General features: G+C 34.8%; 19 protein-coding genes. 14 read left to right on the top strand and 5 right to left on the bottom strand.

What is annotated here, in order from left to right; genetic code table 11:
* The first annotated feature begins 55 nt into the window (after nucleotides 1–55).
* Complete coding sequence (locus KM149_RS08880) at nucleotides 56–1,864, top strand: acyltransferase family protein (protein WP_214970197.1); 1,809 nt, start codon at nucleotides 56–58, stop codon at nucleotides 1,862–1,864.
* A 145-nt stretch (nucleotides 1,865–2,009) separates the two neighbouring features.
* Here the strand turns inward: KM149_RS08880 and KM149_RS08875 are convergent, their stop codons facing one another.
* From KM149_RS08875 to KM149_RS08860, 4 genes are all read right to left on the bottom strand, one after another.
* Complete coding sequence (locus KM149_RS08875; protein ID WP_241415317.1) at nucleotides 2,010–5,981, bottom strand: GW dipeptide domain-containing protein; 3,972 nt, start codon at nucleotides 5,979–5,981, stop codon at nucleotides 2,010–2,012.
* A 228-nt stretch (nucleotides 5,982–6,209) separates the two neighbouring features.
* The gene (locus tag KM149_RS08870; RefSeq protein WP_050331406.1) at nucleotides 6,210–6,632 is read right to left on the bottom strand and encodes a GNAT family N-acetyltransferase; all 423 of its coding nucleotides are present in this window, start codon (nucleotides 6,630–6,632) and stop codon (nucleotides 6,210–6,212) included.
* Between the two features lie 299 nt (nucleotides 6,633–6,931).
* A complete protein-coding gene (locus KM149_RS08865) occupies nucleotides 6,932–7,402 on the bottom strand; it encodes a DUF2538 family protein (RefSeq protein WP_050331405.1) in 471 nt (156 codons plus the stop codon).
* Between the two features lie 17 nt (nucleotides 7,403–7,419).
* Nucleotides 7,420–8,640 (bottom strand): LCP family glycopolymer transferase, encoded by a 1,221-nt coding sequence (locus tag KM149_RS08860; protein ID WP_165545701.1) that lies wholly within the window; start codon nucleotides 8,638–8,640, stop codon nucleotides 7,420–7,422.
* 339 nt (nucleotides 8,641–8,979) lie between these two features.
* Here KM149_RS08860 and KM149_RS08855 point away from each other — a divergent pair, with 339 nt between their 5' ends.
* The 13 genes from KM149_RS08855 (at nucleotide 8,980) to KM149_RS08795 (ending at nucleotide 24,762) form a co-directional block, all read left to right on the top strand.
* A complete protein-coding gene (locus tag KM149_RS08855) occupies nucleotides 8,980–10,650 on the top strand; it encodes a phospho-sugar mutase (RefSeq protein ID WP_214970203.1) in 1,671 nt (556 codons plus the stop codon).
* Nucleotides 10,651–11,047: 397 nt separating this feature from the next.
* A complete protein-coding gene (locus tag KM149_RS08850; protein ID WP_214970216.1) occupies nucleotides 11,048–12,310 on the top strand; it encodes a nucleotide sugar dehydrogenase in 1,263 nt (420 codons plus the stop codon).
* 30 nt (nucleotides 12,311–12,340) lie between these two features.
* The gene (locus tag KM149_RS08845) at nucleotides 12,341–13,153 is read left to right on the top strand and encodes an ABC transporter permease (RefSeq protein ID WP_050331402.1); all 813 of its coding nucleotides are present in this window, start codon (nucleotides 12,341–12,343) and stop codon (nucleotides 13,151–13,153) included.
* Between the two features lie 21 nt (nucleotides 13,154–13,174).
* Nucleotides 13,175–14,368, top strand: a complete 1,194-nt coding sequence (locus KM149_RS08840; protein WP_214970219.1) for a glycosyltransferase family 4 protein — start codon at nucleotides 13,175–13,177, stop codon at nucleotides 14,366–14,368.
* A complete protein-coding gene (locus tag KM149_RS08835) occupies nucleotides 14,369–14,941 on the top strand; it encodes a hypothetical protein (RefSeq protein ID WP_241415316.1) in 573 nt (190 codons plus the stop codon).
* Nucleotides 14,938–17,520: a glycosyltransferase gene (locus tag KM149_RS08830; protein ID WP_241415315.1), complete on the top strand. Its 2,583-nt coding sequence runs from the start codon at nucleotides 14,938–14,940 to the stop codon at nucleotides 17,518–17,520. Before KM149_RS08835 ends, KM149_RS08830 begins: the two co-directional genes overlap by 4 nt.
* Nucleotides 17,505–18,647, top strand: coding sequence for a glycosyltransferase family 4 protein (locus KM149_RS08825; RefSeq protein WP_165545698.1), 1,143 nt, complete (start codon nucleotides 17,505–17,507; stop codon nucleotides 18,645–18,647). Before KM149_RS08830 ends, KM149_RS08825 begins: the two co-directional genes overlap by 16 nt.
* Nucleotides 18,634–18,993, top strand: a complete 360-nt coding sequence (locus KM149_RS08820) for a hypothetical protein (RefSeq protein ID WP_165545697.1) — start codon at nucleotides 18,634–18,636, stop codon at nucleotides 18,991–18,993. Before KM149_RS08825 ends, KM149_RS08820 begins: the two co-directional genes overlap by 14 nt.
* A gap of 15 nt (nucleotides 18,994–19,008) precedes the next feature.
* Nucleotides 19,009–19,728: a hypothetical protein gene (locus tag KM149_RS08815; RefSeq protein ID WP_241415314.1), complete on the top strand. Its 720-nt coding sequence runs from the start codon at nucleotides 19,009–19,011 to the stop codon at nucleotides 19,726–19,728.
* On the top strand, nucleotides 19,725–21,743 hold the full coding sequence (locus tag KM149_RS08810; RefSeq protein WP_241415313.1) for a hypothetical protein: 2,019 nt from the start codon (nucleotides 19,725–19,727) through the stop codon (nucleotides 21,741–21,743). Before KM149_RS08815 ends, KM149_RS08810 begins: the two co-directional genes overlap by 4 nt.
* Complete coding sequence (locus KM149_RS08805) at nucleotides 21,740–22,651, top strand: ABC transporter ATP-binding protein (RefSeq protein ID WP_214970228.1); 912 nt, start codon at nucleotides 21,740–21,742, stop codon at nucleotides 22,649–22,651. The genes KM149_RS08810 and KM149_RS08805 overlap by 4 nt, the downstream gene beginning before the upstream one ends.
* A 49-nt stretch (nucleotides 22,652–22,700) precedes the next feature.
* On the top strand, nucleotides 22,701–24,038 hold the full coding sequence (locus tag KM149_RS08800) for a glycosyltransferase (RefSeq protein WP_241415312.1): 1,338 nt from the start codon (nucleotides 22,701–22,703) through the stop codon (nucleotides 24,036–24,038).
* Between the two features lie 127 nt (nucleotides 24,039–24,165).
* Nucleotides 24,166–24,762, top strand: coding sequence for a PepSY domain-containing protein (locus KM149_RS08795; protein WP_165545692.1), 597 nt, complete (start codon nucleotides 24,166–24,168; stop codon nucleotides 24,760–24,762).
* A gap of 252 nt (nucleotides 24,763–25,014) precedes the next feature.
* Here the strand turns inward: KM149_RS08795 and rihC are convergent, their stop codons facing one another.
* Nucleotides 25,015–25,920 carry a ribonucleoside hydrolase RihC gene (gene rihC, locus KM149_RS08790; RefSeq protein WP_165545691.1) on the bottom strand — a complete coding sequence of 302 codons (906 nt, stop codon included), beginning with the start codon at nucleotides 25,918–25,920 and terminating at the stop codon, nucleotides 25,015–25,017.
* Nucleotides 25,921–25,947 lie beyond the last annotated feature (27 nt).

Raw genomic sequence — 25,947 nt, 5'->3', positions numbered from 1 at the left:
AAGGGCGTATATCTATAAATCGTTCCTTAAAAAATTGGAATAGGAGAAATCAGCTATGTCTCATAATAATTTTACTGGAATGAAACGATTGAAGCATCCTCCACGATATTTGCCGGGTTTAGATGGTTTGCGTGCGATTTCAGTTATAGGGATTATCATTTATCATCTTAATTCTCAATGGCTTTCTGGTGGTTTTTTAGGTGTAGATACGTTTTTTGTAATTTCAGGTTATTTAATTACATCATTACTACTATTTGAATATGAAAATTACGGTGAAATCAATTTAGTGAATTTTTGGATTAAACGGTTTAAGCGTTTAATTCCCGCAATGTTATTTGTTACTTTATTTACAGTACTCTACGTCTTAGCATTTGACCCTAAGCTTTTAGAATCAATTAAAGGTGATGCGATAGCAGCTTTACTCTACATCTCAAATTGGTGGTATATTTTCCAAGATGTTGATTATTTTGATCAATTTAAACCTATGCCACTTAAGCATTTATGGTCTTTAGCTGTAGAAGAGCAATTTTATATCTTTTATCCTATGATTTTAATGTTATTTTTTAAATTATTTAGACGAAAAAAATGGGTCGTTGTCGTATTCGCTATCATTTCTATCGCTTCAGCAGCATTAATGTTTTATTTATCCGCACCAGGTGCGAATAACTCACGTACATATTTTGGAACAGATACTCGATTACAAACACTATTATTAGGTGTTATATTTGCATTTGTGTGGCCAGCATTTAAATTGAAAGCCAAGCCGCCACAACTTGGGAGAAATCTGATTGATATTTTTGGTATTATCGCATTAGGTGTTTTGTTATGGTTATTCTATGCTGTCAACGAGCAACAGTACTTTCTGTATAGCGGTGGCTTTTACGCCATTTCATTAATGACTTTAGTTATTATTGCAAGTGTAGTGCAACCGTCGGGCTTACTTTCTAGATTTATGGGTAACCCACTTTTCTTATATATTGGTAAAAGATCGTATAGTTTATACTTATGGCATTTTGTCATCGTTACATTTGTACACCATCACTTTGTAGCGGGACAATATCCATTTTACATGTATATTATTGATGTCGTATTAACGTTTGTTATGGCAGAAATTTCTTATCGATTTGTGGAAACACCTTTCAGAAGACATGGTTTTAGAACGTTCTTCCTTAAAGAGAAACCTGTGATTTCAATCATTCGTACACCACTTGTTTTAGCTGCTATTGTGTTAACTGCATTTGTGTTGACTGGACATTTTGATGGTTATGCAAAACAAGAGCAAAAAGCAACGGCTTATAAGACAAATCATAAAACGACTGAAAAACCTAAAAAGCCCGAGCCTGAAAAACAAAACAAAACAACTGATGAAAAATCTTTTGATCCTAAAAAAGAGTCACCTCTATTTATTGGGGATTCATTAACAGTAGGGATGGGCTATTATTTAGATGATCATTATCAAAAACCAACCATTGACGCAGAAGTCGGACGTTCTATGGGTGTTGCCCTCAATGTTGCTAAGAAATATACAGATTACAATAAAGCAGGGCAACCAGTCGTGATTCAAATTGGTACAAATGGAGATTTCAATGAGGCGCAGTTAGAAGAAATCGTGAAAGATTTTGATAAAGCGAATGTTTACCTAATTAATACGACAGTGCCACGTGACTATAAAGATCATGTCAATCAGTTAATGAAAAAAGTCGCTAATAAACATAAGCATGTCACATTAGTGGATTGGAATAAAGTCGGCGTAGGCCATACGGATTACTTTGCTTATGATGGTATTCATTTAGAACATCCAGGTATCCAACGTCTCGTGAAAGAATTAGATCAAGAAATGAAAGATAATCAAGACGATAAATAACGACCAATACAAATTTGAATATCTAAAGTAAATATTATAAGTGTTAAATAGGACCGGTGATTTAAACACCGGTCCTATTTTTAATACAAAAAAGCAAGCCCCAAAAGTGAGGAACCCACCTTTGAGGCTTTTAATATAAGGAATTTTATTTACTTTGACGATATAAATCGATATCGAAGTATTTACCAACTTCACCAATTTGATCATAGAATTGTTTCATACGTTTTGCGTTAAAGTCTGCCCATGCGATATCTGTTGCATATTGATGTGTCGCTGGGTTTTGTGGATTCCAACGCATGCGGTATAACGTGTTTTGACCTGCGTGGATGTAATTTTGACCAATAAATTTAGCGCCGCCGACGATTGCTTTTTTAACAGTATCCCAGCCATATTTTTCAGCTGTTTTAAAGCCACCGCGAATGGCGTCAGTGTCAACTGCCCCGATACCAAACATATTGTAGTATTTTTTAGGACCGTTAGTGATCACTTTATTGTTTTTATCTACGTATCCACCATTTGCTAATTTAGACGTACCGTTTCCAGTTTCTAAAAATGCGTGTGAAATCAAGTAAATTTCATTAATATTATTTGCTTTTGCCGCTTCTGCAAACGCAGCACCTTGGCCAGCTAAGATACCTTTACCTGCGAGTAATCGGTTCAATGCATCTGCACTTAAGCCTTGATATTGATCGAGTTTTAAGAATTGATAAATGCCTGAAGCGCTGTTTTTAATGTTTTGTGTATCCATTGCCGCTTGCACTTCTTGACGGTTTGCATCTTCCCATTTACCTGGTACATGTTGAACTTGTGGTTTGTATGACAATGCCATTTGTTTATTAACGGCTTCTTTTAAAGAAGCGTTAGCATTGTAATATTTAACAAGTAATGAGCGTAAGTCACCAGATTTAATCCAACCTTGTGTACCATTCTCGAAAGTACCGTAAAGCCATGTCACACCATTTACCTTTTGTGTACTTGTCACTTTAAATAATGTTTCATAATACGCATTTAAAGAGCCTAATACTTTCGCATTTGGTTTCGCATAGTAATAGCCATTTCCGTTATAAACAAAGTAATCTTGAGGTTGGCTTAATTTTGTGGCTTTAGTTGCTGAAGTTGACTTAACTGTGTAAGCAGAAGCAACAGGTTTTAAATCTTTAAGATTAATCCAGCCCATTTTATGGTTCACTTGACCGAATAAATAAGTGTCTGAGCCTGCAACAACAGATTTAACGGCACTAAAAGTACGATTTTTTACGGTGCTAGATAGGGCATCGATACGTTGTTTCGCCGTACCCCATGGGATCGAATATAATCCAGCTGTTTTGTCATTAACTTTATATTGACCATGAATTGGTTTTTCAGCACCAAGGGAACGTAGAATCACGTCATTTGCGTTAAACCAACCTAATGGTGTGCGACCGTCAGCGTTTTGTAATAAAACGTAATTGCGATTTTGGTTAGACGCTGTCTTAGCAATTTTGTAAGTACGATCAGTGAATTGGGCAGCATTTTTAGCTGTTTTATCATAGATTGAAGCTCTTATTCCTTCAGTTGATGATTTTAATTGACCAATTTGAGATACACTTTGTGTGGCTTTTTTAGCTGCTTTTTCTTGTGGTTGTGTTAATAATGATTGGTCGATCCATCCAGATAATTGATTAACAGTGCCATAAACGAAAGTTAAGTTTCCAACTTTTTGTGATTTTGTTGCAGCAAAGTTTTGTGCGCTCTTACCAGCGACTTTACCAGCCACTTGTGCGCTAGTGCCCCAAGGGACTTTGTAAAGTGTAGCGCCTGGTTTGATTGTGTAGTTTTGCTTCACGTTTTTAGCCGCTTGACCTGCACGATAGTCAACATCTTTTTGTTGAACCCATCCAACATAAGTGCCCGTTGCATAGTCAGATACAAGATAGAATGATTTTCCATTGAGCGTTGCTTTTTTCTGAACACTTAAAGTTTGATTTGTTGCTGATGTAGGTTGGCCTTTCGCATCGTATACGGTTTTATATAAGCCGTTATTTTTATTATTAATACGACCAAAACCTGAGTCACTCGTCACTTTTAATGGTGAAGAAGGTGCAGTTGTTGATGAAGATGGTGTTTTTACAACGTTACTTGCATCAATCCAACCTGTTAAATTGTTAACTGTACCATAGAGCCAATTTGTATTTGCGACTTTCTGTTCTTTTGTTGCTTTGAAAGCTTGGTTTTTGCTACCGCTAATTGTACCTGTGGCTTGCGCTTTTGTACCCCAAGGCACTTCATAAACAGTTGTACCTGGTTTAACTTGGTATGATTGCTTCACATTCTTTTCAGGTTGTGCACTTTGATAAGTGACATCATTGCTACGTACCCATCCGAGTAAACCATTGTTTTTCGAAGTGGATACAAGATAAAATGATTGACCATTTAGTGTTGCTTTTTTAGTGACTTTTAATGTTACATTTGTTTGATTTGTACGTACACCAGATTGATCATACACTGTTTTGTATAAACCATTGTTTTTAGATGAGATACGGCTATAACCTGTATTGTCAGTCACTTTTAAATTGTTATTTTGTGTTTTAGGTTTTGATGTTTGACCAGAAGTGCTACCAGCAGGGGAAGCATAGCCCATTTTCACTTGGTATTTTTCATTTATAAGATCATACAATTCATCATAAGAATAACCATGTGCTCTTAAATAACCGTGTGGGTCTACGTGGTCTGTACCACCTAAATATCTAGAAACAGCGTCATGTGTCCAAACTGTCCCTTTACCGTCATATTCTGCACTATCAGGTTTTAAACCATAGTATTGTAAGTTAGTTGCTGCGTAATCAGCAAAGTTGTTCATTTGACGTGCAAAGGAATTATAGTCATGCACATGAACAAGTTCAATATGAATAAAACGTTGGTTCGCAATAGGGCCAGCACCCCAAGCTAAATAATCAGTTGGTTGCGTTTCAATAATGCGGTTACCATCGATAAATCCATGAACAAAAGCATTTTGATAATTATTTTTCATATATTGTATTTCACTTGTAATTGTTGAATTATCGTTAGCTGTATCATGAACTACGATGCCTTCAGGTCTTCCAACACCGTAGCGATAACCATAGCGTGGAATAAAGCTTGAATAGTCTTCTTCATATTTAGGAACTGTAAATTTTTGTTTTCGTATGTAGTTGTTAATTTGTGATTTGACTTGTGGTTGATATGCTTTAGGTGTAGTGGCTACTGAACGAACTGAATAGTTTGTAGGTTCAAGTTTAACTGTTGCAGGCCCACCTTTACCTCCAACGCGAGGCGGTGTGGGTCCATTTGGATTAGCATTGATATCTACTTTTTCATTTGTTGGTGTAGATTGTTGTTTTACAGTTGGTGTTTTTTCTGCTGAACGTGCAACGACACGTGCTAAATTTTTCTCTTGATTAGATGTAGCAGTAGTTCTCTCTTGTGCGGAAAAAGCTGTTGTATTTGATTGTACTGTTTTAGCCGTTGGTTGCGTGTTGTTAGTTGGTTGTTGCGTATGAGTTGTTGGTTGCTCAGTTGACGCTTGATTACTTTGTTGTCGTACAGTGACATTTTGTGAATCATTTTTCGGTAATGCATCAGAAGGGGATTGCTGTGACTTTGTGACATCTTGTGGTGTCTCTTGTTGTGCATCTGTTTTTTGATCTTGTGCAGCATGATAAGCTTCAGTTGATACTTCAGCTTCGTGATGTGGATCGATTTCTTCAGCAGTATAAGGTGATGCAACAGGTTGTTCAGCTACGTCTGCTTGTGCATGGTCATTTTGAGAAGTTGCTTCTTGTTCAGTAGCTTGTTGCGTAGCTGATGAAGAAGCAGAAGGTTGTTCTAAAAGACTTGAGTCTGCTTTTGGTTGTGTCGGTTTTTCAATTTCAACTTGATTTGGATCTTTATACGCTTGTGTTCCAGAAATCGTAGGAGCTTTCGTTTCGTTCTTGGCCTGATTGGCTTGCTGAACTTGTTGATGCTCGTCTAATATATTTGTTGGTGTTTCTTGCGCTTTTGTTTGTTCAGCTGCATGTGCTTCATGCGCAGTTAATGCAGACCCCGCTAATGTCAATGCAATGATAGTGGGCGTTTTATAACCTAATTTTTTAACCATTTCATTACTCCTTTTAGATAAGTTAATATAAAGTTGATTAATGCCATTATAGAATTAAAGATACAGGAATTGTGCATTTTAACTTGATTGTAATTTAACTTTAATAATTGTCCCCGTTATTTTATGTAGTTCATGCATAATTAGAAATTATAGAATATTTCAAATAAAGTAATATATAAAGTGAAAGTAACCCGTTTTATTATGATGCCCTATTAAACGCTTTCGTAATTAAAGATACTTCTCCATGTAATAATGCGGGATACCTGCATCTAAAAACTGATCGCCATATGCTTGATAGCCTAATGATTCATAAAAGGGAATCGCATGTGTTTGGGCACCTAATTTGAAATGATGAAAACCTTGGCGTTGCGCTTCTTGCTCGAGCGCGCGCATTAATGCCTTACCCGTCCCTTGACCTCTTTCAGTTTTCAAAACTGCGACACGTTCAATTTTTGCAATGCCATTCACATCTCGAAAGCGTGCAGTTGCGATGGGTTGATGGTCATCGTTATAGGCAATCATATATTGTGCGGTTGTTTCAAATTCATCAATTTCTTCTTCAAGTGACACCCCTTGTTCTTCTACAAAAACGACCTTTCTGATGTCCAATACATCTTCATATTCATGTTCTGTTTCTACTTTTTTAATCATCGCTGTACCCCTTTCTTATCAATATGATATCGATTTTATCATAAATGATTTTGAATAGACTAAGTATGAAGTAAAATGTATAATCTAAATTTAGACACGTGCAAACAATAGGGCATTCGAATTGTATACCTTCTATCGTGAGCACAATGCTAAAAAACAGGTTGATGTCTTAAACACACATGTCAGACGTCAACCTGTTTTTGTATTTATCGTTATGAAGTCAAAATCGTTATATTATCTGCACATTGTGCGCTGGCAAGAGATTATTAGAACATATTTCGCGTCACTAGGCGCTAAAATTACATTGCATTTTGTCGTACTAGTGCGGTATATTGCCAAAAAATCCGCATTTGAATAATATTCCAATTGTTCATTCCCATTGTATAACCAGAAGGTGTGAAAATGTTAACATCGGTTACTTCTAATGCTGCAGCAACGAGATATTGAATAGGCACACTCAAATTTTGCATCTCTGGTGTTAAACCATTTTCATCATAAACCCATGAAAATGGGAGGGGTGATTCAAAGACATCGATCGCATCAAAAATTTCAGGAAGTGCAACGATATAACACGCGCCATTGATCACCGGGTTATTCTGGCTGTCTGAATAATAAAGTAGGAGTGCTTCATAATTTTCACGATGTGCATGATTCACATAAAATAACTCTTGTCGAAAATGCGCCATGTCTTTACTGTGAATGATTTGTTGCTCTAACATGTTGAATATCCCATTGATTTGCATGATTTTGTCGTGTGTAGGGCGTGGCATGTATAGGCACCTCCTTATTAATAAAATGTATTGTTATTTTGAGATGGGTCTGGAACCCCTTGTGACTGTTGCGGTAAAGCAGGCTGTTGACTTGGTGCTTGTTCAGTAACAGCGGGCTGATTTTGATTATTTGCCGGTGATGCTTGACTATCACCATTTTGTTGTTCTGATGATGTGTTATCTTTTTGTGATTTTTGGTGTCCTTTTAATAGCTGATCATCGATTTCTGTTAATGGTGGAATTTCACCGTAAAAGGACTTCGCACGTTGTAACAGAAAATCGCTTTTATTTTTAAGCGGTCTTAATTCTAAATCTTCCCGTAATAAGTTCGATGTCTTAATTAAATCATCTACGTCAGGATTAATGTAGTAAATGCCGTTAAGCAATTCATTTTCACCTTTAAGTTGTTGAGATTTGATTGTGACATCATTCGCTAAATAGTTTGTTGCAAGTGCACGAATTTCAGAGTAATTTAAGTTATGTTTAGAATTTTTTCCTACAATTTCAATAATATCATCTAATTTGTGTAAAGAATTTGTCTCTTGCGCTTTGCGGAAGAGAATTTTTAAAACTTCCATTTGTCTTTCGCCACGTTTTAAGTCAGAGTCTTGTTTACGTGTGCGTGTGATTGCGAGTGCTTCGTCGCCGTTTAATTTTTGCTTGCCTTTTTTCAGCTTGATGCGACCTTTATCTTTAGTGTTTGGTTCATTGAGATCGTATGGCACATTATATTCAATACCACCAAGCTCATCAACTGTATCAGCAAAAGCATCCATATTAATACGAACATAATAATCAACAGGGACATTAAGCTCAGTTTCCACCGCATCCATTGAAGATTCTGGTCCACCATATGCATGTGCATGTGTAATCTTGTCAAAGTAACCGACTTTTGGAATGTAGCTCAAAGTATCACGTGGGATACTCAGTAAACGGATTTGATGTTTATCAGGATTTAAAGTGGATAAAATCATTGCATCTGTACGTGAATGTTCCGTACTTTGTCCGTTTTCTCTTCGTGAACTACTGTCATCAATACCTAAAAACAATATTGAAACAGGTTCCTTTGCAGCATTGACTTTACTATCTCTTAATTTAGATTGACGCTCATCAGTGTGAGAAAATGAATCGTCAAAAGCATGTTTCGATGAATTAAATAGAATAAACGCAAAAATTGTAGGAACAATTACAAGCATTAAAGCAAGTAAGTACAACAGATATTTGAGACCTTTATTCATAATAAATTGCTCCTAAAAAGATATTTTTAACATATGATTATATATTGTAATGCAATTGATTGTAAGATTTCAATCATTTCAGATGCACCGTTTCGAAATAAATTGTTTTTTCATGTGTAGGACTTCGTGTTGGTGTATAATGGAGTTAATAATGAAAGAAGTGGGACATCATATGATCTTTATTGATGATTGTACCAAAATCGATGCACGCGCTGTTGATGACTGGAGGTTGTGTTGTTTTATACAAAGCTTTCCTCAAGCGTGGTATCTTGTTGCAATTTTGAGATTGCAAAATCGTTTTGATTCTGTCCCACCCCAATGATAAAGAGCAAAATAAGGATGGTGGATTTTTTGAAAGCACAATGGATGTCACATCTTGATGAAAGTTTAGTTAAACCCTTTTATGAAGAGCAAACAAAGGAAGAACAAGAAGCGGGCTTTGAAGATGTTTTAACTTTTGGTACCGCTGGAATTCGGAGCACGTTTGGTCTCGGTCCAGGTCGTTTAAACAAGTTTACAATACGTAAAGTGGCATTAGGACTCGCACAATATTTAAAACAAAAAAATGAGCATCCAACAGTTGTGATTCACTTTGATACACGATTTTTATCACATGAATTTTCTCAAGAAATTGCACGTGTATTAGCAACTGAAGGTGTTAGCGTAGTATTAGCAGATACTTATAAATCAACACCGGAGTTGTCATTTGCTGTACGCGAGTTAAAAGCAACAGCAGGTGTCATGATTACAGCAAGTCATAATCCAAGTCATTATAATGGTATTAAAATTTATGGTTCAGATGGGGGACAATTATTACCTAAGGCATCTGAAGACTTGAGCCAATATATTAATGCAATTGAATCTCCATTAGAAATTGAAGCACGAGATTTCAATTCGTTGAAAAAAGAAAAATTGATTACGTCTTTGCCTACTGAAGTGACTGAGGCGTATAAGCAAGGTGTTAAAGATTTAGTTGGCACAATTGAAGAAAACAATGCACGTGTCGTATTGACAAGTTTGCATGGGACAAGCTTACCCATAGCCGCAGACATACTCACAGAGCTTGGATTTGATAACTATGTCATTGAGACAACTCAGTCAGAACCAGATGGCAGATTTCCAACTGTTAAAAGTGCTAATCCTGAAGAAGAAGCTGCGTTTGAATTTGGCAAGCGTTTAGCAGAACAAGAAAATGCATCACTTATCATTGCTACAGATCCAGATGCAGACCGATTCGGGTTTGTTGAGCGCTATGAAGACGGCTCAACACGTTATTTTAATGGAAATGAAATTGGCTTGATCTTACTTAAATTACGTTATCAACAGCTGCAAACATCAGGCAACGCGTTCTACATGGTTAAATCAATCGTTACGGGCGCTTTGAGTGAGGTATTAGCATCAGCATTAGATATTAAAGTTGTGAACGTTTTGACAGGATTTAAATATATTTCTGAAGAGTTAGAACTTCGTCAACAGCAAAATGATGACGCGCAGTTGGTGTTAGCGTTTGAAGAGAGCCATGGTTATTTAGCGAAAGATTTATCAAGAGATAAAGATGCAATTCAGTTTATCCCTTTACTCGTTAAATATAAACAGCTATTGTATCAAAATGGTCTCACATTTAAAGCGGTACTCGAAGATATTTATAAAGAAATTGGTCGCTATGAAGATTTAACGCTTTCGCCGTCTTTTGAAGGACCAAAAGGTAGACAAAAAATAGAGGCCATGATGACTCATTTTAGAAATGATACAAGTGAACATATTGTAGGATTAAAAGTAAAAACAAAAGAAGATTATTTAACGCAAAAGACAACACATCTTCCAACAGGTGAAGAGACTGCAATCATGTTGCCACAAGCGGATTTAATTCGTTACACATTTGATGAAGGCTTTATTGCATTAAGACCTTCAGGGACAGAGCCAAAAATAAAAATTTATTTTTCACTTAATGTGCCTGATTTTAAAGCGCTAGTCAACAATTTTAAAGCATTGTATTTAGCTGAGTCATAATATTTTGTTGTTTAACATAATAAAAATGATGAAGGTAACGTAATTTCGCACATTCACCTTAGCATTTATAAGGTTGTCACAAACACTATATTTAATCTTTTATCACTTTGTCTATTAGCAAACGATAAACCTCTGAAGGAATAACGCATTGTTATTTCTTTTGAGGTTTTTTTGTGCTTAAAAAATTGATCTATTTATAAAAATATTAAAGAGATGTAAAGAATGTTAAAAATAATTTTAGCCCAGTCTAAGATAATGTAAATTTAATAATAAATTTGTATTTTTAATTGAAATTAGACCGAATTTACTTAAAGATTAATATAGATTTAATAATTTAAATAAAAATCAGTTAGATGTGATGGAATGATTAAACTATAGAGAAGAAAGGTGTATGAGCGTGAAATTAACTACAATTGGTTTAGGTTATATTGGTTTACCAACATCTATTATGTTTGCAAAACATGGGGTGGAAGTGCTAGGTGTGGATATTAATCCTCAAGCGGTAGCATGTTTAAATCAAGGACAAATCCATATCGAAGAGCCTGGATTACAAGAAGCATTTGAGGCTGTATTGGAAAAAGGGAATTTTAAAGCATCTCAAACGCCTGAAGAAGCGGATGTTTTTATCATTGCGGTTCCAACACCTAACAACGATGATACGTATGAATCATGTGATATTTCAATTGTGATGCGTGCACTTGAAAGTATTGTACCTTATTTGAAATCTGGAAACACAGTGATTGTGGAATCAACGATAGCACCGCGCACAATTGATGACCATGTCAAACCATTTCTTGAGCAACAAGGCTATACGATTGGTGAGGATTTATATTTAGTACATTGTCCTGAACGTGTCCTCCCAGGAAAAATTTTAGAAGAACTTGTACATAATAATCGGATTATAGGGGGCGTCACACCTGCATGTGTGGAAGCGGGCAAAAATATTTATCGCACTTTTGTTCAAGGAGAAATGATTGAAACAAATGCACGTACTGCTGAAATGAGTAAGCTAATGGAGAATACGTATCGCGATTTGAATATTGCATTAGCCAATGAGCTAACAAAGATTAGCAATCATTTAAACATTAATGTACTTGATGTCATTGAAATGGCAAACAAACATCCAAGAGTTAATATTCATTGGCCTGGACCTGGAGTAGGTGGCCACTGTTTAGCAGTAGATCCTTATTTTATTATTGCGAAAGATCCTGAACACTCTCCATTAATTCAAACAGGTCGTAAAATTAATCGTTCGATGCCACAGTTTGTCGTGGGTCATGTGAAAAAGATTTTACAAACAGTGAATGGTCATAAGGTTACTGTTTTTGGTTTAACGTATAAAGGTGATGTTGATGATATACGTGAATCGCCTGCATTTGATATTTATGAATTATTAAAAGCAATCGAAGGATTAGATGTTGTCGCGTACGATCCTCACGTTCAATTGGACTTTGTTGAAAAAGACATCGCAAAGGCTGTAGAGGGCTCATCCCTTGTCATTGTCTTAAGTGATCATTCGGAATTTAAAATACTTAAAGACCAAGACTTTAGTTCAATGAAAGATAAGTTGATACTTGATACAAAAAATGTCATACCGAACACTTTTAATGAAGTTAAATACTTCAACTACGGTAATTTATATGAAATAGAAAGTATGTGAAGACTTTTATAAAGATAGTAGGTTATAAGTGTGAATATATTATTTATGATTTTAAAAGAACAAGTTGGAAATTGGCAAAAAATACTTCAATTAGCAGCATATAATATGAAATCTCAGTATTCTAACCACTATCTCGGTGTGTTTTGGAATATTTTACAACCTATGATGCAAGTCGGCGTGTATTATTTAATCTTTGGATTAGGTTTAAGAGGTGGAGGAAACCATTTAGTGGATGGTGTGCCTTTCATCGTTCATTTAATTTCTGGTTTATTTCCTTGGCTCTTCATTTCTCAAAGTATTAATTCAGGCGCCAATGCGATTCAATCTAATCTAGAGTTAGTGACGAAAATGAAATTTCCATCCTCTGTCTTATTATCGATTTCATTCACCAATACATTGTTTAATCTGTGCTTTATGACCATGATTTTATTTGTCATTTCTATTGTTAATGGTTATGTTGCGATTTGGAAGTACTTTATATTTCTTTATTTTATTTTCGCTGCATTTCCAGCAATTTTTGGGATTTCTTTATTAATGAGTTCACTTGTCATTGTTGTCAGAGATACAAAAAACCTTTTGCAAAATATATTGAGATTAGGTTTTTTCATGACACCTATATTTTGGAGTCTTAATTCTGCACAGCCTATTTTACAAAAAATAGCTAAATTAAATCCTTTTACTTATTTAGTAGAAGTCTATAGAAGTGCTTTTTTAACAAGTCCACATTTGCTATATGGGACAATGGCAGATCATTTTTACTATTGGACGTTTACATTGTTGATGTTAATTTTAGGGGCTTTAGTACATCAAAGATTTAAAGACCGATTATTAGATTTTTTATAGCACAATGCAGAAGGAGCAGGTATGAAATACAAAATTTTATTAATCAGTCAAAATTTTTATCCAGAACTTGGATCAGCAGCAAATAGGATGAAAAATATATTTGAGCAACTTCAGAAAAAGGGATTTAATCCGATGATTGTGACAACAGATCCATCCTATCCCAATAGAGAGATCTTTAAAAATAAGCGTTATTTCGATAATAATCCTTTAAATCAACTTGAAGGCACACAAATCCATCGCATCCAGATGAGATTTGATAAACAACATCCGAATTTAGTTTATCGCTTGCTTTACTATCTTGAGTTGACAGTTAAATTAAAATATTATCTTAAAAGATTAGAAGGTTTTGAAAATATATTTGTTAGCAGTCCTAATATATTTATGGCTTGGGCCACTCTGTTTTTCAAAAAGAATAAGACAGCGAAATATTTTCTAGAAATTAGAGATTTATGGCCTGACAGCTTTTTAGATATTGGGAAATTTAAACTCAAATATTCAAAGCCCATTCTAAAGTTTTTAGAAAAAGAAATGTATAAACAAGCGGATGATGTGGTGATTAACAATCCTTTTTTTGAGACCTATATTAAAAATATGATTGGTAACAACAAGCATTTTATTTATATGCCAAATGCCATTACTAAAAGTGAAGTTCAACCTACCAATAAATTAGAGGCATTTTCAGTCATCTATACAGGTAATATTGGTTATGCACAAGATGTGGAACAATTAATCTCGATTGCGCGACAGCTTAACGCAAAAAAAGTCCATTTTACAGCCATTGTTTATGGTGTAAAAGCAGACCGATTTAGAAGCGCTGTCAAACAGGAGCGTATGCATTATGTTCATCTTATTCCTCCGTTAAAAAGAGAGGAATGTTTAGCAATGATTTCAACCCATCATGTTTCACTATCTATTTTAAAAAACACACCTGTATTTATGAATGTGATGCCTGGCAAAATTGTTGATAGCATATGTTCAGGTACACCGGTTGTCAGTAATTTAGGAGAAACGGTGTGTGATTTAATACAACAAAGCGGCGTAGGTTTTTCAAAAGAAAATGCCTCATCGAAAGAAATCGTTAACTATATTTTAGAACTGAAAAATAATCCACAACTATTGAAACAAACCATCGATAATACGCAAAGTTTAAGAGACGCGGATTTTATATGGGAAAACAACATCGAACAGTTAACGCAAAGGTTGAGGAGGGGTTAAATGGAAGCGAACTTTAAACAATTCATCTCTGGAACATCGTATGAAGGCGCTTATGTAAGATTAAAGTCTAAGAAAGTTCCAATCTATCTAGACGAAGCGATGACAATGCCATTTGAATTAAATGACCCAACCTCAAAGTTATATCAAGTGTTATATGAATATAAACAGTCAACTAAGCTTGCTTTGAAACAGGGCGAGCTTGAGCTTTATGTGAATAAAAATGATGTACAGTTAATGTTATTTTTACACGTTGATTTACACTTAAATGAGATTCATCTTGCTTATTTTGATCAAAAATGGAAGCAAGTTTATCTTGGAAATCAAAATGAACCGTTCGATTATCAAGTCAATGATGTGGGGTACTTAATCGCAAATCATTTAAAAATCCTCATGTGCATTCAAAGAAAGCAACAACTTAATGTTGTAAAAAAATTGCTCGGAGATACGATTGAAAAACGACAATCCATTACGCAATTGATGGAACAAAATAACACATTAAAAGACAGATACTTGAAGTTACGCAATTCAAAATTGGGAAAAATTCAGATTAAATGGTGGGAGAGGCTAAAATGAATTTTAGAGCGATAAAATATTTATTATTTGGCAATCCTAAACCGTTCCAAATGACGAGAGAAAAGATTGACTTCAAAAAAGAAGAACTCACAGCACTCCAAAATATTGCGGACGTTATAGAACAAGATGAGAGTAAAGGGTTATACGAAATCTATCGATCCCATGCTTTAAAACCTTACGTTGACTATATTCGTACATATCATCAAGTAGGGAAAGGGGATCAAAATTCATCTTTTGACTTAGTGAACATGCCAGAACAGACCTTATTAAATCAAGAGAGATTGCCTTTAAATGTAGGCATTGTCGCAGATACATTTTTATATGATGCTTTAAAAGGAGCTTGTAATTTAATTTACATTAATGAAAAACATAAGGATGAACACTATGATTTAGTCATTGTTGCATCAACTTGGAAAGGCATAGATGGTTATTGGGAAGGAAATACGAACGTTTATAGTGAAAAATATAAAGAACTGAAAAGGCTTGTTAAAAATTTTCAAGATAGAGAGATTCCTATCGTATTTTTTAATAAGGAGGATCCTATTAATTTTGAGGTCTTTCAATCCCATGCACAATGGTTTGAATATGTGATAACGACGGAACAAGAGTTTGTGTCAGTTTATAAGGAAAAATTACGCATTGCAAAGGTGAAACAGATGCAGTTTCCAATCAATCCTCGAATCCATCATCCGATAGCGTCCAGCCGAGATGTTGCGGATAAAAAAATTGTTTTTGCAGGATCTTGGCTAGATAAATATGAAGAACGTGCGGCGGATATACAAACGATTTTGGAAGGCGTCATTCAAAATGACTGGGATTTGACTATTTATGATCGAAATCTATGGACAAATAAAAAGAAGTATCAGTTTCCAGCAGCATTCTTACCCTATATTGCTGCACCGTTAAGCCATATGAATACGATGAAAATGCATCGTGCCTATCCATTTGCTATTAATGTGAATACAATTAAATATTCCCAGAGTATGTGCGCGAACCGAATTTTCGAGTTACAAGGCATGGGCGTGTTCTTGCTATCGAATTATAACACTTTTGTGAATGCCCATTATCCACAGATACAGATGGTTTTTGAGCCAAAAGATGTGAAGAAAATTAATCGATTAGATCCCGTTTTAATCAAAAGAGCACAATCCATCGGTATTCAAAAGGTTATGCTTTCAACAGCGCATCAGTTGAAGTGGTTGGACAACGTCAGTCAATTCATCGGATTGTCTAGCCAAAGTTCAAATCTTCCTGAGATTACGGTAGTTATCGAGGAAGCGGATACGAAAGCAATGGAAATGTTTGAAGCTCAAACTTATGAATTGAAAACATGTGTATCCTTTACGGACGACATTCGTACAGATTACTATACGTTTTTCTCATCCGATTTCAACTATGATCCCGAATACTTGAGTGACTTTGCAGCCGCTTTTATGTATACCGATGTCCAATTTATTACCAAAAAAACGGAAGGATATCGATGGGTGAGTGGTTATGAGAACCGCTATTTAACAGTTTTTAATCAACAGCATGACAATAATCAACAAGGCTTTGCATTAGACATGACATTTGTAGACAGCAAGAATCAAATTGAAGCAGAACTATCTGTGAAACCTGAACTCAGTGTGATCGTGCCTGTTCATAACAATGGCACGCATTTAGAGCATAAATGTTTGCGTTCAATCATAAGTCATCCTTTATTTCCAAAATTAGAAGTTATTCTTGTTGATGATGGGTCAACGGATTGTTACACACGAAACTTAATGGAAATGTATAGTCAATGGTACAAAAATATTGAAGTGATTCATTTAAGTGAAGCTTCAGGGAGCGCTTCGACGCCAAGAAACATAGGGATTGATTATGCGAAGAGTGACCTGATTACTTTTCTAGATCCTGATAATGAATGGATTGGAGAAGGAATTGACCGTTTGTTTGAGGAAATGACACAAAATGATGAGATCGATGTTGTCATTGGCAACATGTTAAAAGTAGACCAAACTGAAACGAAAAAACATGACTATTATCAACAATTTGTTCATGTCGTGCATGCGGATATGACGCGACAGACGCACCAATTTTTACATGATATGAAGCTTAAGACAGCTAGTATTCAAGCGCTCATTGTTAGGAAGTCTTTATTAAAAAAACATCAAATTAAAATGGTGCCGGGTGCTTTAGGACAAGATTCATTGTTCTTTTTAACAGTGATTCATCATGCGCAAGTGCTCAAAGTGGTTGATGCTACAGTGCATGTCTACTACGCAGGGATTGCCAATTCGATGACGAATCAAATTTCTGAACAATTTTTTAGAAAATATTATTTAGTTGAGCGGGAAAAGGTGAAATTTCTTAAACAGCATGGCTATTTATCAACATATATGAATCATCGTTTTAATTACTATGTTAAGCATTGGTATATTTCAAGGATAAATAGAGCGACAGAGAAAGATCCGAATGTGTTGAAAGCATTTTTAGCCATCATTGATTTATATCAACATTTTGATCGTCCGTATGATGCGGAATTAGTAGATGAAATTGAAATGATGAAGAACGAGGTGAAAGAATGGGGTATTTACTGATAACCAATGCATATCCAAACAAAGATAAAATATATGCGAATGCTTTCATTCATCGAAGAGTCAAAGGCTACTTAGCACGAGGACTCGATGTAACGGTTGTTATTTTTACGACTAAAATCAAAAGAGATGAATACTTTGATGGTGTAAAAATCATGTATATGGATGAGGCACAATTATACAATCACCTATTATATTACCGTTACGAAAAGCTGCTATTCCATTTTATTAATTATAAAATGTTTAACGCAGTAGAACGCTTAAAAGTAAAGCCGAATGTTGTTGTCTGGTTACACGGCTTTGAAGCTGAGGCATGGTATACACGTTATTATAATTACTTATCCTCACCAGGATCACTAAAAGCACAACTGCAGAAAAAAGAACATTATTATCCAGTTCAAAAAGCTTTTTTGAAAAAATTAATGACACGGCAAGATATGCATGTACAGTTTATTTATGTCTCTGAAAGGTTTAAGACATTGTATGTAGATCCATTTGTAGGTGTTGAGCCTGAAAACTTTGAAATCATACCGAATATGATTGATGCAGATTTATTTCCTTATCACGAAAAAACAAAAGAGGACCGCTTTCATATTGTAACGATTCGGCCCTTTACTGCTAAAAACTATGCCAATGATTTAACAGTAAAAGTCATACAACAATTAGCTAAGAAGAAATATTTTAAGAAGCTCCAGTTTTCAATTTATGGTGATGGACCCCTGTTTGAAGAAATTACAAAACCTCTTCAAAATAAGAAGAATGTTAATTTGAATCAGATGTTTATTCCGCAAAATGAGATCTCAAGTATCCATCGAGAAAATGGCATTTATTTAGGGCCTAGTCGCCATGATTCTCAAGGTGTATCAATTAATGAAGCAATGAGTTCAGGATTAGTTCCCATTTCGAATGAGATTGGTGGCATCCCCAATTTTATTCAGCAAGCAGTATCAGGGTTTTTAGCACCACGAAATGATGTTGATGAAATGGTCGCTTATATTGATTTTTTAATTCAACATCCAAAAGTATTTTTAGAAATGAGTAGAAACGCATCCGAAATGATACAAAGTATAACAGGTTCAGATGTTGTACTTCAAAAAGAACTTGAGGTGATTACAAATGGGGAATATTAATTATCAAGCCGCATATGAATATCTAGAATCACAATTAGAAGACATCATGCTCGAAACAGCATACTTACTCGATCATAATCCAGCAACTTTGAAAATCGATGATATCGTAACGCATCAGGAAAAAGAAGGCGAAATTGATGTAACAATATGTAGTTCGGGAGAAAAAATGAAATATGCACTCTACATTTATAAAAAGGGTGAATCAGTAGCGATTGATAAAATCATGTATCAAGTTCAAAACCATTTTCAACTCGAATTAGAACCTGGTAAATATAGAATCAAAGCCTTTGTACAACAAAACGATCATCAAAAAGTATCAAAATCAAAGGAAATGAGAGTCTATTAAGAAAAGAGGATAGCGATGTCTAAAAATAAGTGTATTTTTTCTTGGGATTTTAATACAAATACGCATAAACTCGAAATTCATTTTAAGAACAATGATTGGACACATAGAAATGAAACGCAATTTAACACAGCTTTAGAAAAAGTGACGGAAATTCATTGCCATTTTTATGAAGTAATAGATGCGCGCACAATCGCAAATTTTAAAGCGTTATTAGCTGATATACCGCATGTATTGAAATTTAAATGCATATTTCACGTCCTTGAGACAAATGAAACGACAATCATTAGCCTCTTATCTCAGATGCCTGCAATGTATATGCTTAACATTTACAACTTCAAGCATCATATTCTATCTATAGATTTTATAGAAAATGAGGGGACACAGGCGCTAGTCGCTACACATAACCAGCAATTAATTGGACAATTAAAGCTAGCGATCCAACAACAAATAGGCAGAAATACAGTGAATGAACATCAACTTAAAAATGCTTTAACGCAGCTAGAGCATGACTATCAAGACTTGTACTCAGAATATATAAAGCAACATAAAAGGATGCAGTATGCATTTAGAGAATTACACCGCTTTAAACGAAGTGCTTGGAAATATAAAAAAATCTATTTAAACCATGAAAGGTTGATTGACCTTCTAGAAAAGGCAAATTCTTATCAGAAAAAAGTGAACAAGAAAAATGTTAAAAAAGGTATGAAATGGTTTTGGAGGGAGGTTGTAAAATGAATGCATCGCCAGAACAATATTCACCGGAACAATTAGAAGCAATGCAAAAACCTATTGCAAGAAAGCCTCATTCCTTTGTCAAATCATTGATTAATAGTGGTGATGTTCAAAATAACAAAAGGTTAAAAAAGGGGATTTCCTATATCTTATTTTTAAACAATCACTTAGAGCAGGAAACCTTCCTACAACTTCAAAATCACTATGACCAATTGATTTTAATATTTAAATCAAAAGAAGAGCTTTTAAAGTTTAAAGAGATGGCAATTCCAAAGCAATCACAAATCTTTTGTCATTTATTCGAAAATGACCTTAACGCTTCATTTGAATATGCAATAAAACAGGTTGAATACAGCCATGCTCTTATCACGCTGTTTCATGAGGAAAAGGTCAGTACATTGCCTATTGCTAATCATACATTATCACGCGATATGATTTATTTAATCGGTTCAGAATGGCTTTATCCGACACATGCGATACAAAATATCTATTTAGAATATCCACTTGATAGCTTTATAAAGTCATACATTAATGAAAGATGTAGCGAGTATAGAGGTGTGTCACAATGCAAAATAGGAGTATCGAATTTAACACAAAACCGAAAGACGAACATCGAAACGGTAGCAGAAGCTTACCAAGCATTAAAAACGATTCAAGCTATTTATTCAGAGAGTCTCCTCACTGATGTTACCTATCATTTTGAAGCGAATAATTTAATCGTTAAACTTAAAGCTTTTATGGAAACGCAATCGTCAGAAGTCAATGCGCGACTAATGATTTATATCAGGGAACATATCCAACCTTTTAATTATCATTTGTTGAATAAAGGGCATGCCAAGACATTAGTGGTGGCATATTGTTTTCCACCATTTATTGATACGAGTGGGAATGTCATGGCGAAGCGTATTCGAGATCAGGAAGAAATTGTAGATATTATATCAAATAACATGTCACGTATTAGAGACAAAGATTTTATGTTGAATACGCTAGCTGAACATTTAGTAGACACGCATTACTTACTTGATGTTAAACAAGCCTTTTCTAGTTGGGGAAGTATTAGTGGATTTATCGAAGAAGGATTAAAAGTGCTAGAGGAAAATCCAAAATCTTACGAGCACCTCTATTCTCGAGCCATGTTTCCACAATCTCATTTTTTAGGATATGAAATTAAAGTTAACCATCCGCACATTTTTTGGCGAGCTGAATTTTCTGATCCATTGCACACGACTGTAACAAGTGACTTAAGATATGCACCCATTGAAGATGAACAGTATATAACTCGAATTAAGAAATCCTTAAGACCTGAACTTGTGCCATTAGTTGACGATAATGTCTTTAATGTTTGTGAGTTACTTGCTTTATCTCATGCAGATGAATTAATTTTTACGAATGAAAATCAAATGGAGTACATGATTGGGCGATTTGATGACAATATTAAAGATAGTATTAGAAACCGCGCAGTCATATCGAGACATCCTATCCCTCGAAAAGACGATTATTATAAAGTGATGACCACTTATGAAGTGGATACTGAATACATTAACTTAGGTTATTTTGGTAATTTTTATGCTACGAGAGGTTTTAACGAGATTGAATTGGTATGCAAATATTTAGAATCTAAAGGGGAAACAAACTTTAGAATACATTGTTTTACAAATATTAGAGGTAATGTCTTGAATATGTACAAAAACAGTGATTTTAAAGAATATATTATTTTACATCCGCTTGTAGGTTATTTTGAATTTTTAAATATTACTTTGTTATTCGATGGCTTACTTATTTTTGACGCACATACGATTGGTATTAAACAGTTGAATCCTTATATTCCTTCGAAGCTTAGCGATTATAAAGGCAGCGGTAATATGGTTTGGGCATTTACAGAAGAAGGAAGTGTAATGGATCAAGATCAATCGATTATTAAAACACGAATGGGAGACTTTGAAGATTACGTGAATTGCTTTCGCGAAATTAAAGCAAACGCACGAAATAATTCACATCTAAATCAGGTGATAACATGACTTATAAAGTAAAGGTAGAAAATGTCTCAAAAATATATGACTTAAATAATAGTAAAATCAGTAAAATGATTTCTTTATTTTCATTTGGTTATTTTTACAAACCTAAACCCTACTATGCGCTTTATGATATTTCATTTGAAGTCGAAAAAGGGACGTCAGTCGGACTCATTGGATTAAATGGCTCAGGGAAATCTACTTTATCAAACATTCTCGCAGAAGTATTAAAACCTTCGAGAGGGAAAGTAACAATTAATGGTAATGCTTCACTCATTGCGATTTCAGCAGGCTTGAAAAATGATTTTACAGGTGAAGAGAATATACGTTATAAATGCTTAATGCATGGCATGTCTACTAAAGAAATTAATCAAATATTCGATGATATCGTAAAATTTTCTGAGCTCGATGAATTTATTTATCAGCCAATTAAAAGTTATTCGAGTGGGATGAAAGCAAGATTAGGTTTTTCAATTGCAATTCATACAAATCCAGATGTTCTTATTGTGGATGAAGCGTTATCAGTTGGAGATGAAACGTTTGCGAATAAATGTATCGCCAAAATGAAAGAATTGCAACAACAAGGAAAAACGATATTTTTTGTATCTCATTCAGCAGCTCAAATTAAAAATTTATGTGATAAAGCCATCTGGATTCACTATGGAGAAATGATTGAATATGGCGAAGTCAATTATGTTGTTAAGCGATATAATACGTTAATTCGTGGTTTTAAAGCACGAGATAAAAAAGGACAACTTGCTTATAAAAAGAAAATGCTAGGCTTACAACAACAGAGAAGTGATTCAATTGAAGCGTCAGAATTATCCCCTGTACATTGGCATACTTTTTTACCTTTAGGGGGTAGTTTCATTTTATTTTTAATCGCAATTATATGGCAAGTGGGTGGTTTTTAATATTTTAGACAGTATTACATTTTAAAAGATATAAGAAAGGGCGTTACAGATGAAAAAAGTAGGTATGTTCGTTTGGAATCACTTTACAAATGATGCGCGTGTGCATCGTGAATGTACCGCATTAGCAGATGCAGGTTATCAGGTTGATTTGATTGCGATTAATGATCCGAAAAATCCCAATATCCATCCTTATGAAAAGATTTCAGATCGTTTTAGCGTTCATCGCGTAAAACGTTATCCCACACTATTGCAAGCTTATTCAGATCATGGCAAACGCTTTTTAATTGTTGTCGGTGGTGTATGTACAGTTGTGGCAGTCGGCTTGTTTTATGTGAATTACATGTTATTAAGCAGCTATTTAGCGTTATTATTAATTAGTATGGGTGCAATGAAATCTCGTTGGCTACGCAAGTGGGTGATTAATAGTGCGATTATTTTAAGAATGATTGTTAAAGGTTATCGCCTCAATCCAGATGTTTATCACGCAAATGATTTGAACACATTACCCCAAGGGATTGTGTGTGCGAAGTTGCGCCTCAAACCTAAACCCCTTATCTATGATAGTCACGAAGTTCAATCAGATCGTACAGGGTATCGTCCTGATTTAATTAAGCGTATTGAAAGATTTTTATTACAATTTGTTGATGAAATGATGGTTGAAAATCATACAAGAGCAAAATATAATGAAGACATTTACGGATTTTATCCGAAAACACTTTATAATTATTCAGAACTTTATGATATTGAAACAAAACCTAAAATTAATTTACATCAAAAGCTTAATTTAAAGCCAGATGAAAAAATATTACTCTACCAAGGGGGGCTTCAACAAGGTCGAGGTCTTGAAAAAATAATTGAAGCGATGCCTTTAATTAAAGAGGGCGTATTGGTTTTTGTCGGAGGCGGTAAATTGACAGAGACGTTGAAAACACAAGTGCAACAATCCTCTGCACGAGATCGGATTTATTTTTTAGATAAAGTCCCATTTCAAGAACTGCCAAGTATTACACGTGAAGCTTTCGTTGGTTTTCAAGTTTTACAAAATGTTTGTTTTAATCATTATTCAGCCAGTTCAAATAAATTATTTGAATATATTATGGCGCATGTCCCCGTTATTGGGTGTGATTTTCCTGAAGTTAAACGTGTTATTGTAGAAAATGAGATTGGCGTTGCAATTGACCCTCATAACGTTCAGCATATCGCAAAAGCTGTTAATCAAATGATTGATGATCCGTCTTTTTATGCGCAATGTAAGGAGAATACGAAAAAGGCCAAAGCCATTTACAATTGGCAAAATGAAAAATCGAAGTTATTAGATGTTTACAACCACTTAGAGAAAGCACCACGCTTTATAGGCGCTATAAAAAATCGATTGCAATTACGATAGACAACTACACCTCACGACGGATTTTTGATATGTAAAACAATAAATTGTAGCATTTATGCATAAAAGTCTGTATAAAGGGAATGTGAAGTTTAAGTAAATATTATGTTAAAAATTTGGAGGTTATACAATGAGGTTCAAAGTACTATCGTTATTATTATCAACAGGGGTTGTTCTAGCAGCTTGTGGTCATGATGATCAAGACGACCACGATGATCATCAAGAGCATGCACAGAAAACTGAACAAAAATCAGACAATCAATCTAACGCATCGTCTCAAAATATGACAACTCAAAATGTTAATAAAGTGAAAACTCAACCAGAAGATGCTATTAAAACTGCACAAAAATCATTTGATGGGGACGTTAAAAAAATAGAATATAAAAACGACCATGGCGAATGGATTTATGAAATCGGCTTATTCAAAGGAAATAAAGAAGCAGAAATTAAAGTATCAGATAAAGATAATAAAGTCATACACAAAGAACAAGAAACAGAGCACGAGATGGATAATGAAAAAGCAATCCAATATCAAGATGCGATTTCATTTAAAGAAGCTGTTAAAAAAGCACAGAAAAAATATGATGGTGATTTAAAACAATGGCAATTGAGCCAAGATGATGGTCAATTTGTTTATGAAATCGAATTATCAAGCAAGCAAGGTGAACAAGAAATCACATTGGATGCGAAGTCTGGTGACGTGCTTAAACAAGATCACGACAATTAAAATAAATGATTGAGGTTAGGTTAGATTTACATCTAATCCTACGAGAAAATTTAAACAAAAGAACAGTGGCTAATAGGATTTATTTACACTTAGAAAGCTTGTAAAATTCTAGCCATATTGTTTATCTTTAGACTAAATAAGCGCTAAGATGACTTTGATTGAAAAAGTCATCTTAGCGCTTTCTTTATATCATTGTTATTGCTTGCTATGGATTCACACTCGTCTGAATTTCGGCGTTTCGTCTAAGTTATATTAAGGGCAATAGGATAATAATGAAAAGAAACAGTCAAGAAAATCTTCATATTGGATCTGCATCACAATTTGTGCATTCGGCTGAGAATGTTGGAAATCCATAATGGTCATACCTCGTGTGTGTTCACCTTTGAGTTCAACATCGACATGAGCTGGACGTAGCGTAAATAAATCTGGATTGATTAAATACATGATGGTGTAGGCATCATATACATTCAAGCCTTGTTGGAAGTTTTCACCTCTATAATGGCGGAAAAGCTCAACAAGCATCGCGCCTGTTTGATTCGTATTTTGAATCTGTGGCAACTTTTCTAAAGGAAGATTCGTTGTGCGCACAACATCTAAACCAATCACGGTGATAGGGACACCACTATCAAAGACAATTTGAGCAGCTTCTGGATCAGCATAAATATTAAACTCAGCTGCTACAGTCACATTTCCTCGTGAAGCACTGCCGCCCATTAACACAATTTCTTTGATTTGATGTTTGATGTCTGGATGATGCTTCAGCAATAATGCGATGTTAGTTAAAGGACCAATTGGAACTAAGGTAATAGGGGAATGACTTTCAACAATGATGGATCTCATTACTTCAACCCCATTGTCAGATTTTACCGTACGTGTGAGAGGAGGAAATTCAAAGCCATCCATACCCGTTTCTCCGTGTACATGTTCTGCATAAATTGGAAGCTGAATTAAAGGGACAGCTTGACCACGACTGACTGGGACATCTTTATTGAAGTATTCTACGAGTGTTAACGCATTTCGTGTTGTTTTATCTATAGATACATTACCATGGACCGTGTTAATCAATTTGACATCGATTTCTGGATGATGAAGTGCAAAACTGATGGCCGCAGCATCATCGATACCAGGGTCTGTATCAATAATAATAGGGATAGGCATCTCTATTGTCGCTCCTTTAAAATAATA

The organism is Staphylococcus coagulans, from assembly GCF_022557135.1.
GTDB classification, from domain to species: domain Bacteria; phylum Bacillota; class Bacilli; order Staphylococcales; family Staphylococcaceae; genus Staphylococcus; species Staphylococcus coagulans.
This window is presented reverse-complemented; position numbering and strand designations above follow the sequence as displayed.

Bases quoted from the DNA above. Each gene is read 5' to 3' on its own strand.
- KM149_RS08880 (WP_214970197.1), top strand. From the start codon at position 56: ATGTCTCATAATAATTTTACTGGAATGAAACGATTGAAGCATCCTCCA.
- KM149_RS08875 (WP_241415317.1), bottom strand. From the start codon at position 5,981: ATGGTTAAAAAATTAGGTTATAAAACGCCCACTATCATTGCATTGACA.
- KM149_RS08870 (WP_050331406.1), bottom strand. From the start codon at position 6,632: ATGATTAAAAAAGTAGAAACAGAACATGAATATGAAGATGTATTGGAC.
- KM149_RS08865 (WP_050331405.1), bottom strand. From the start codon at position 7,402: ATGCCACGCCCTACACACGACAAAATCATGCAAATCAATGGGATATTC.
- KM149_RS08860 (WP_165545701.1), bottom strand. From the start codon at position 8,640: ATGAATAAAGGTCTCAAATATCTGTTGTACTTACTTGCTTTAATGCTT.
- KM149_RS08855 (WP_214970203.1), top strand. From the start codon at position 8,980: ATGGTGGATTTTTTGAAAGCACAATGGATGTCACATCTTGATGAAAGT.
- KM149_RS08840 (WP_214970219.1), top strand. From the start codon at position 13,175: ATGAAATACAAAATTTTATTAATCAGTCAAAATTTTTATCCAGAACTT.
- KM149_RS08835 (WP_241415316.1), top strand. From the start codon at position 14,369: ATGGAAGCGAACTTTAAACAATTCATCTCTGGAACATCGTATGAAGGC.
- KM149_RS08830 (WP_241415315.1), top strand. From the start codon at position 14,938: ATGAATTTTAGAGCGATAAAATATTTATTATTTGGCAATCCTAAACCG.
- KM149_RS08825 (WP_165545698.1), top strand. From the start codon at position 17,505: ATGGGGTATTTACTGATAACCAATGCATATCCAAACAAAGATAAAATA.
- KM149_RS08820 (WP_165545697.1), top strand. From the start codon at position 18,634: ATGGGGAATATTAATTATCAAGCCGCATATGAATATCTAGAATCACAA.
- KM149_RS08815 (WP_241415314.1), top strand. From the start codon at position 19,009: ATGTCTAAAAATAAGTGTATTTTTTCTTGGGATTTTAATACAAATACG.
- KM149_RS08810 (WP_241415313.1), top strand. From the start codon at position 19,725: ATGAATGCATCGCCAGAACAATATTCACCGGAACAATTAGAAGCAATG.
- KM149_RS08805 (WP_214970228.1), top strand. From the start codon at position 21,740: ATGACTTATAAAGTAAAGGTAGAAAATGTCTCAAAAATATATGACTTA.
- KM149_RS08800 (WP_241415312.1), top strand. From the start codon at position 22,701: ATGAAAAAAGTAGGTATGTTCGTTTGGAATCACTTTACAAATGATGCG.
- KM149_RS08795 (WP_165545692.1), top strand. From the start codon at position 24,166: ATGAGGTTCAAAGTACTATCGTTATTATTATCAACAGGGGTTGTTCTA.
- rihC (WP_165545691.1), bottom strand. From the start codon at position 25,920: ATGCCTATCCCTATTATTATTGATACAGACCCTGGTATCGATGATGCT.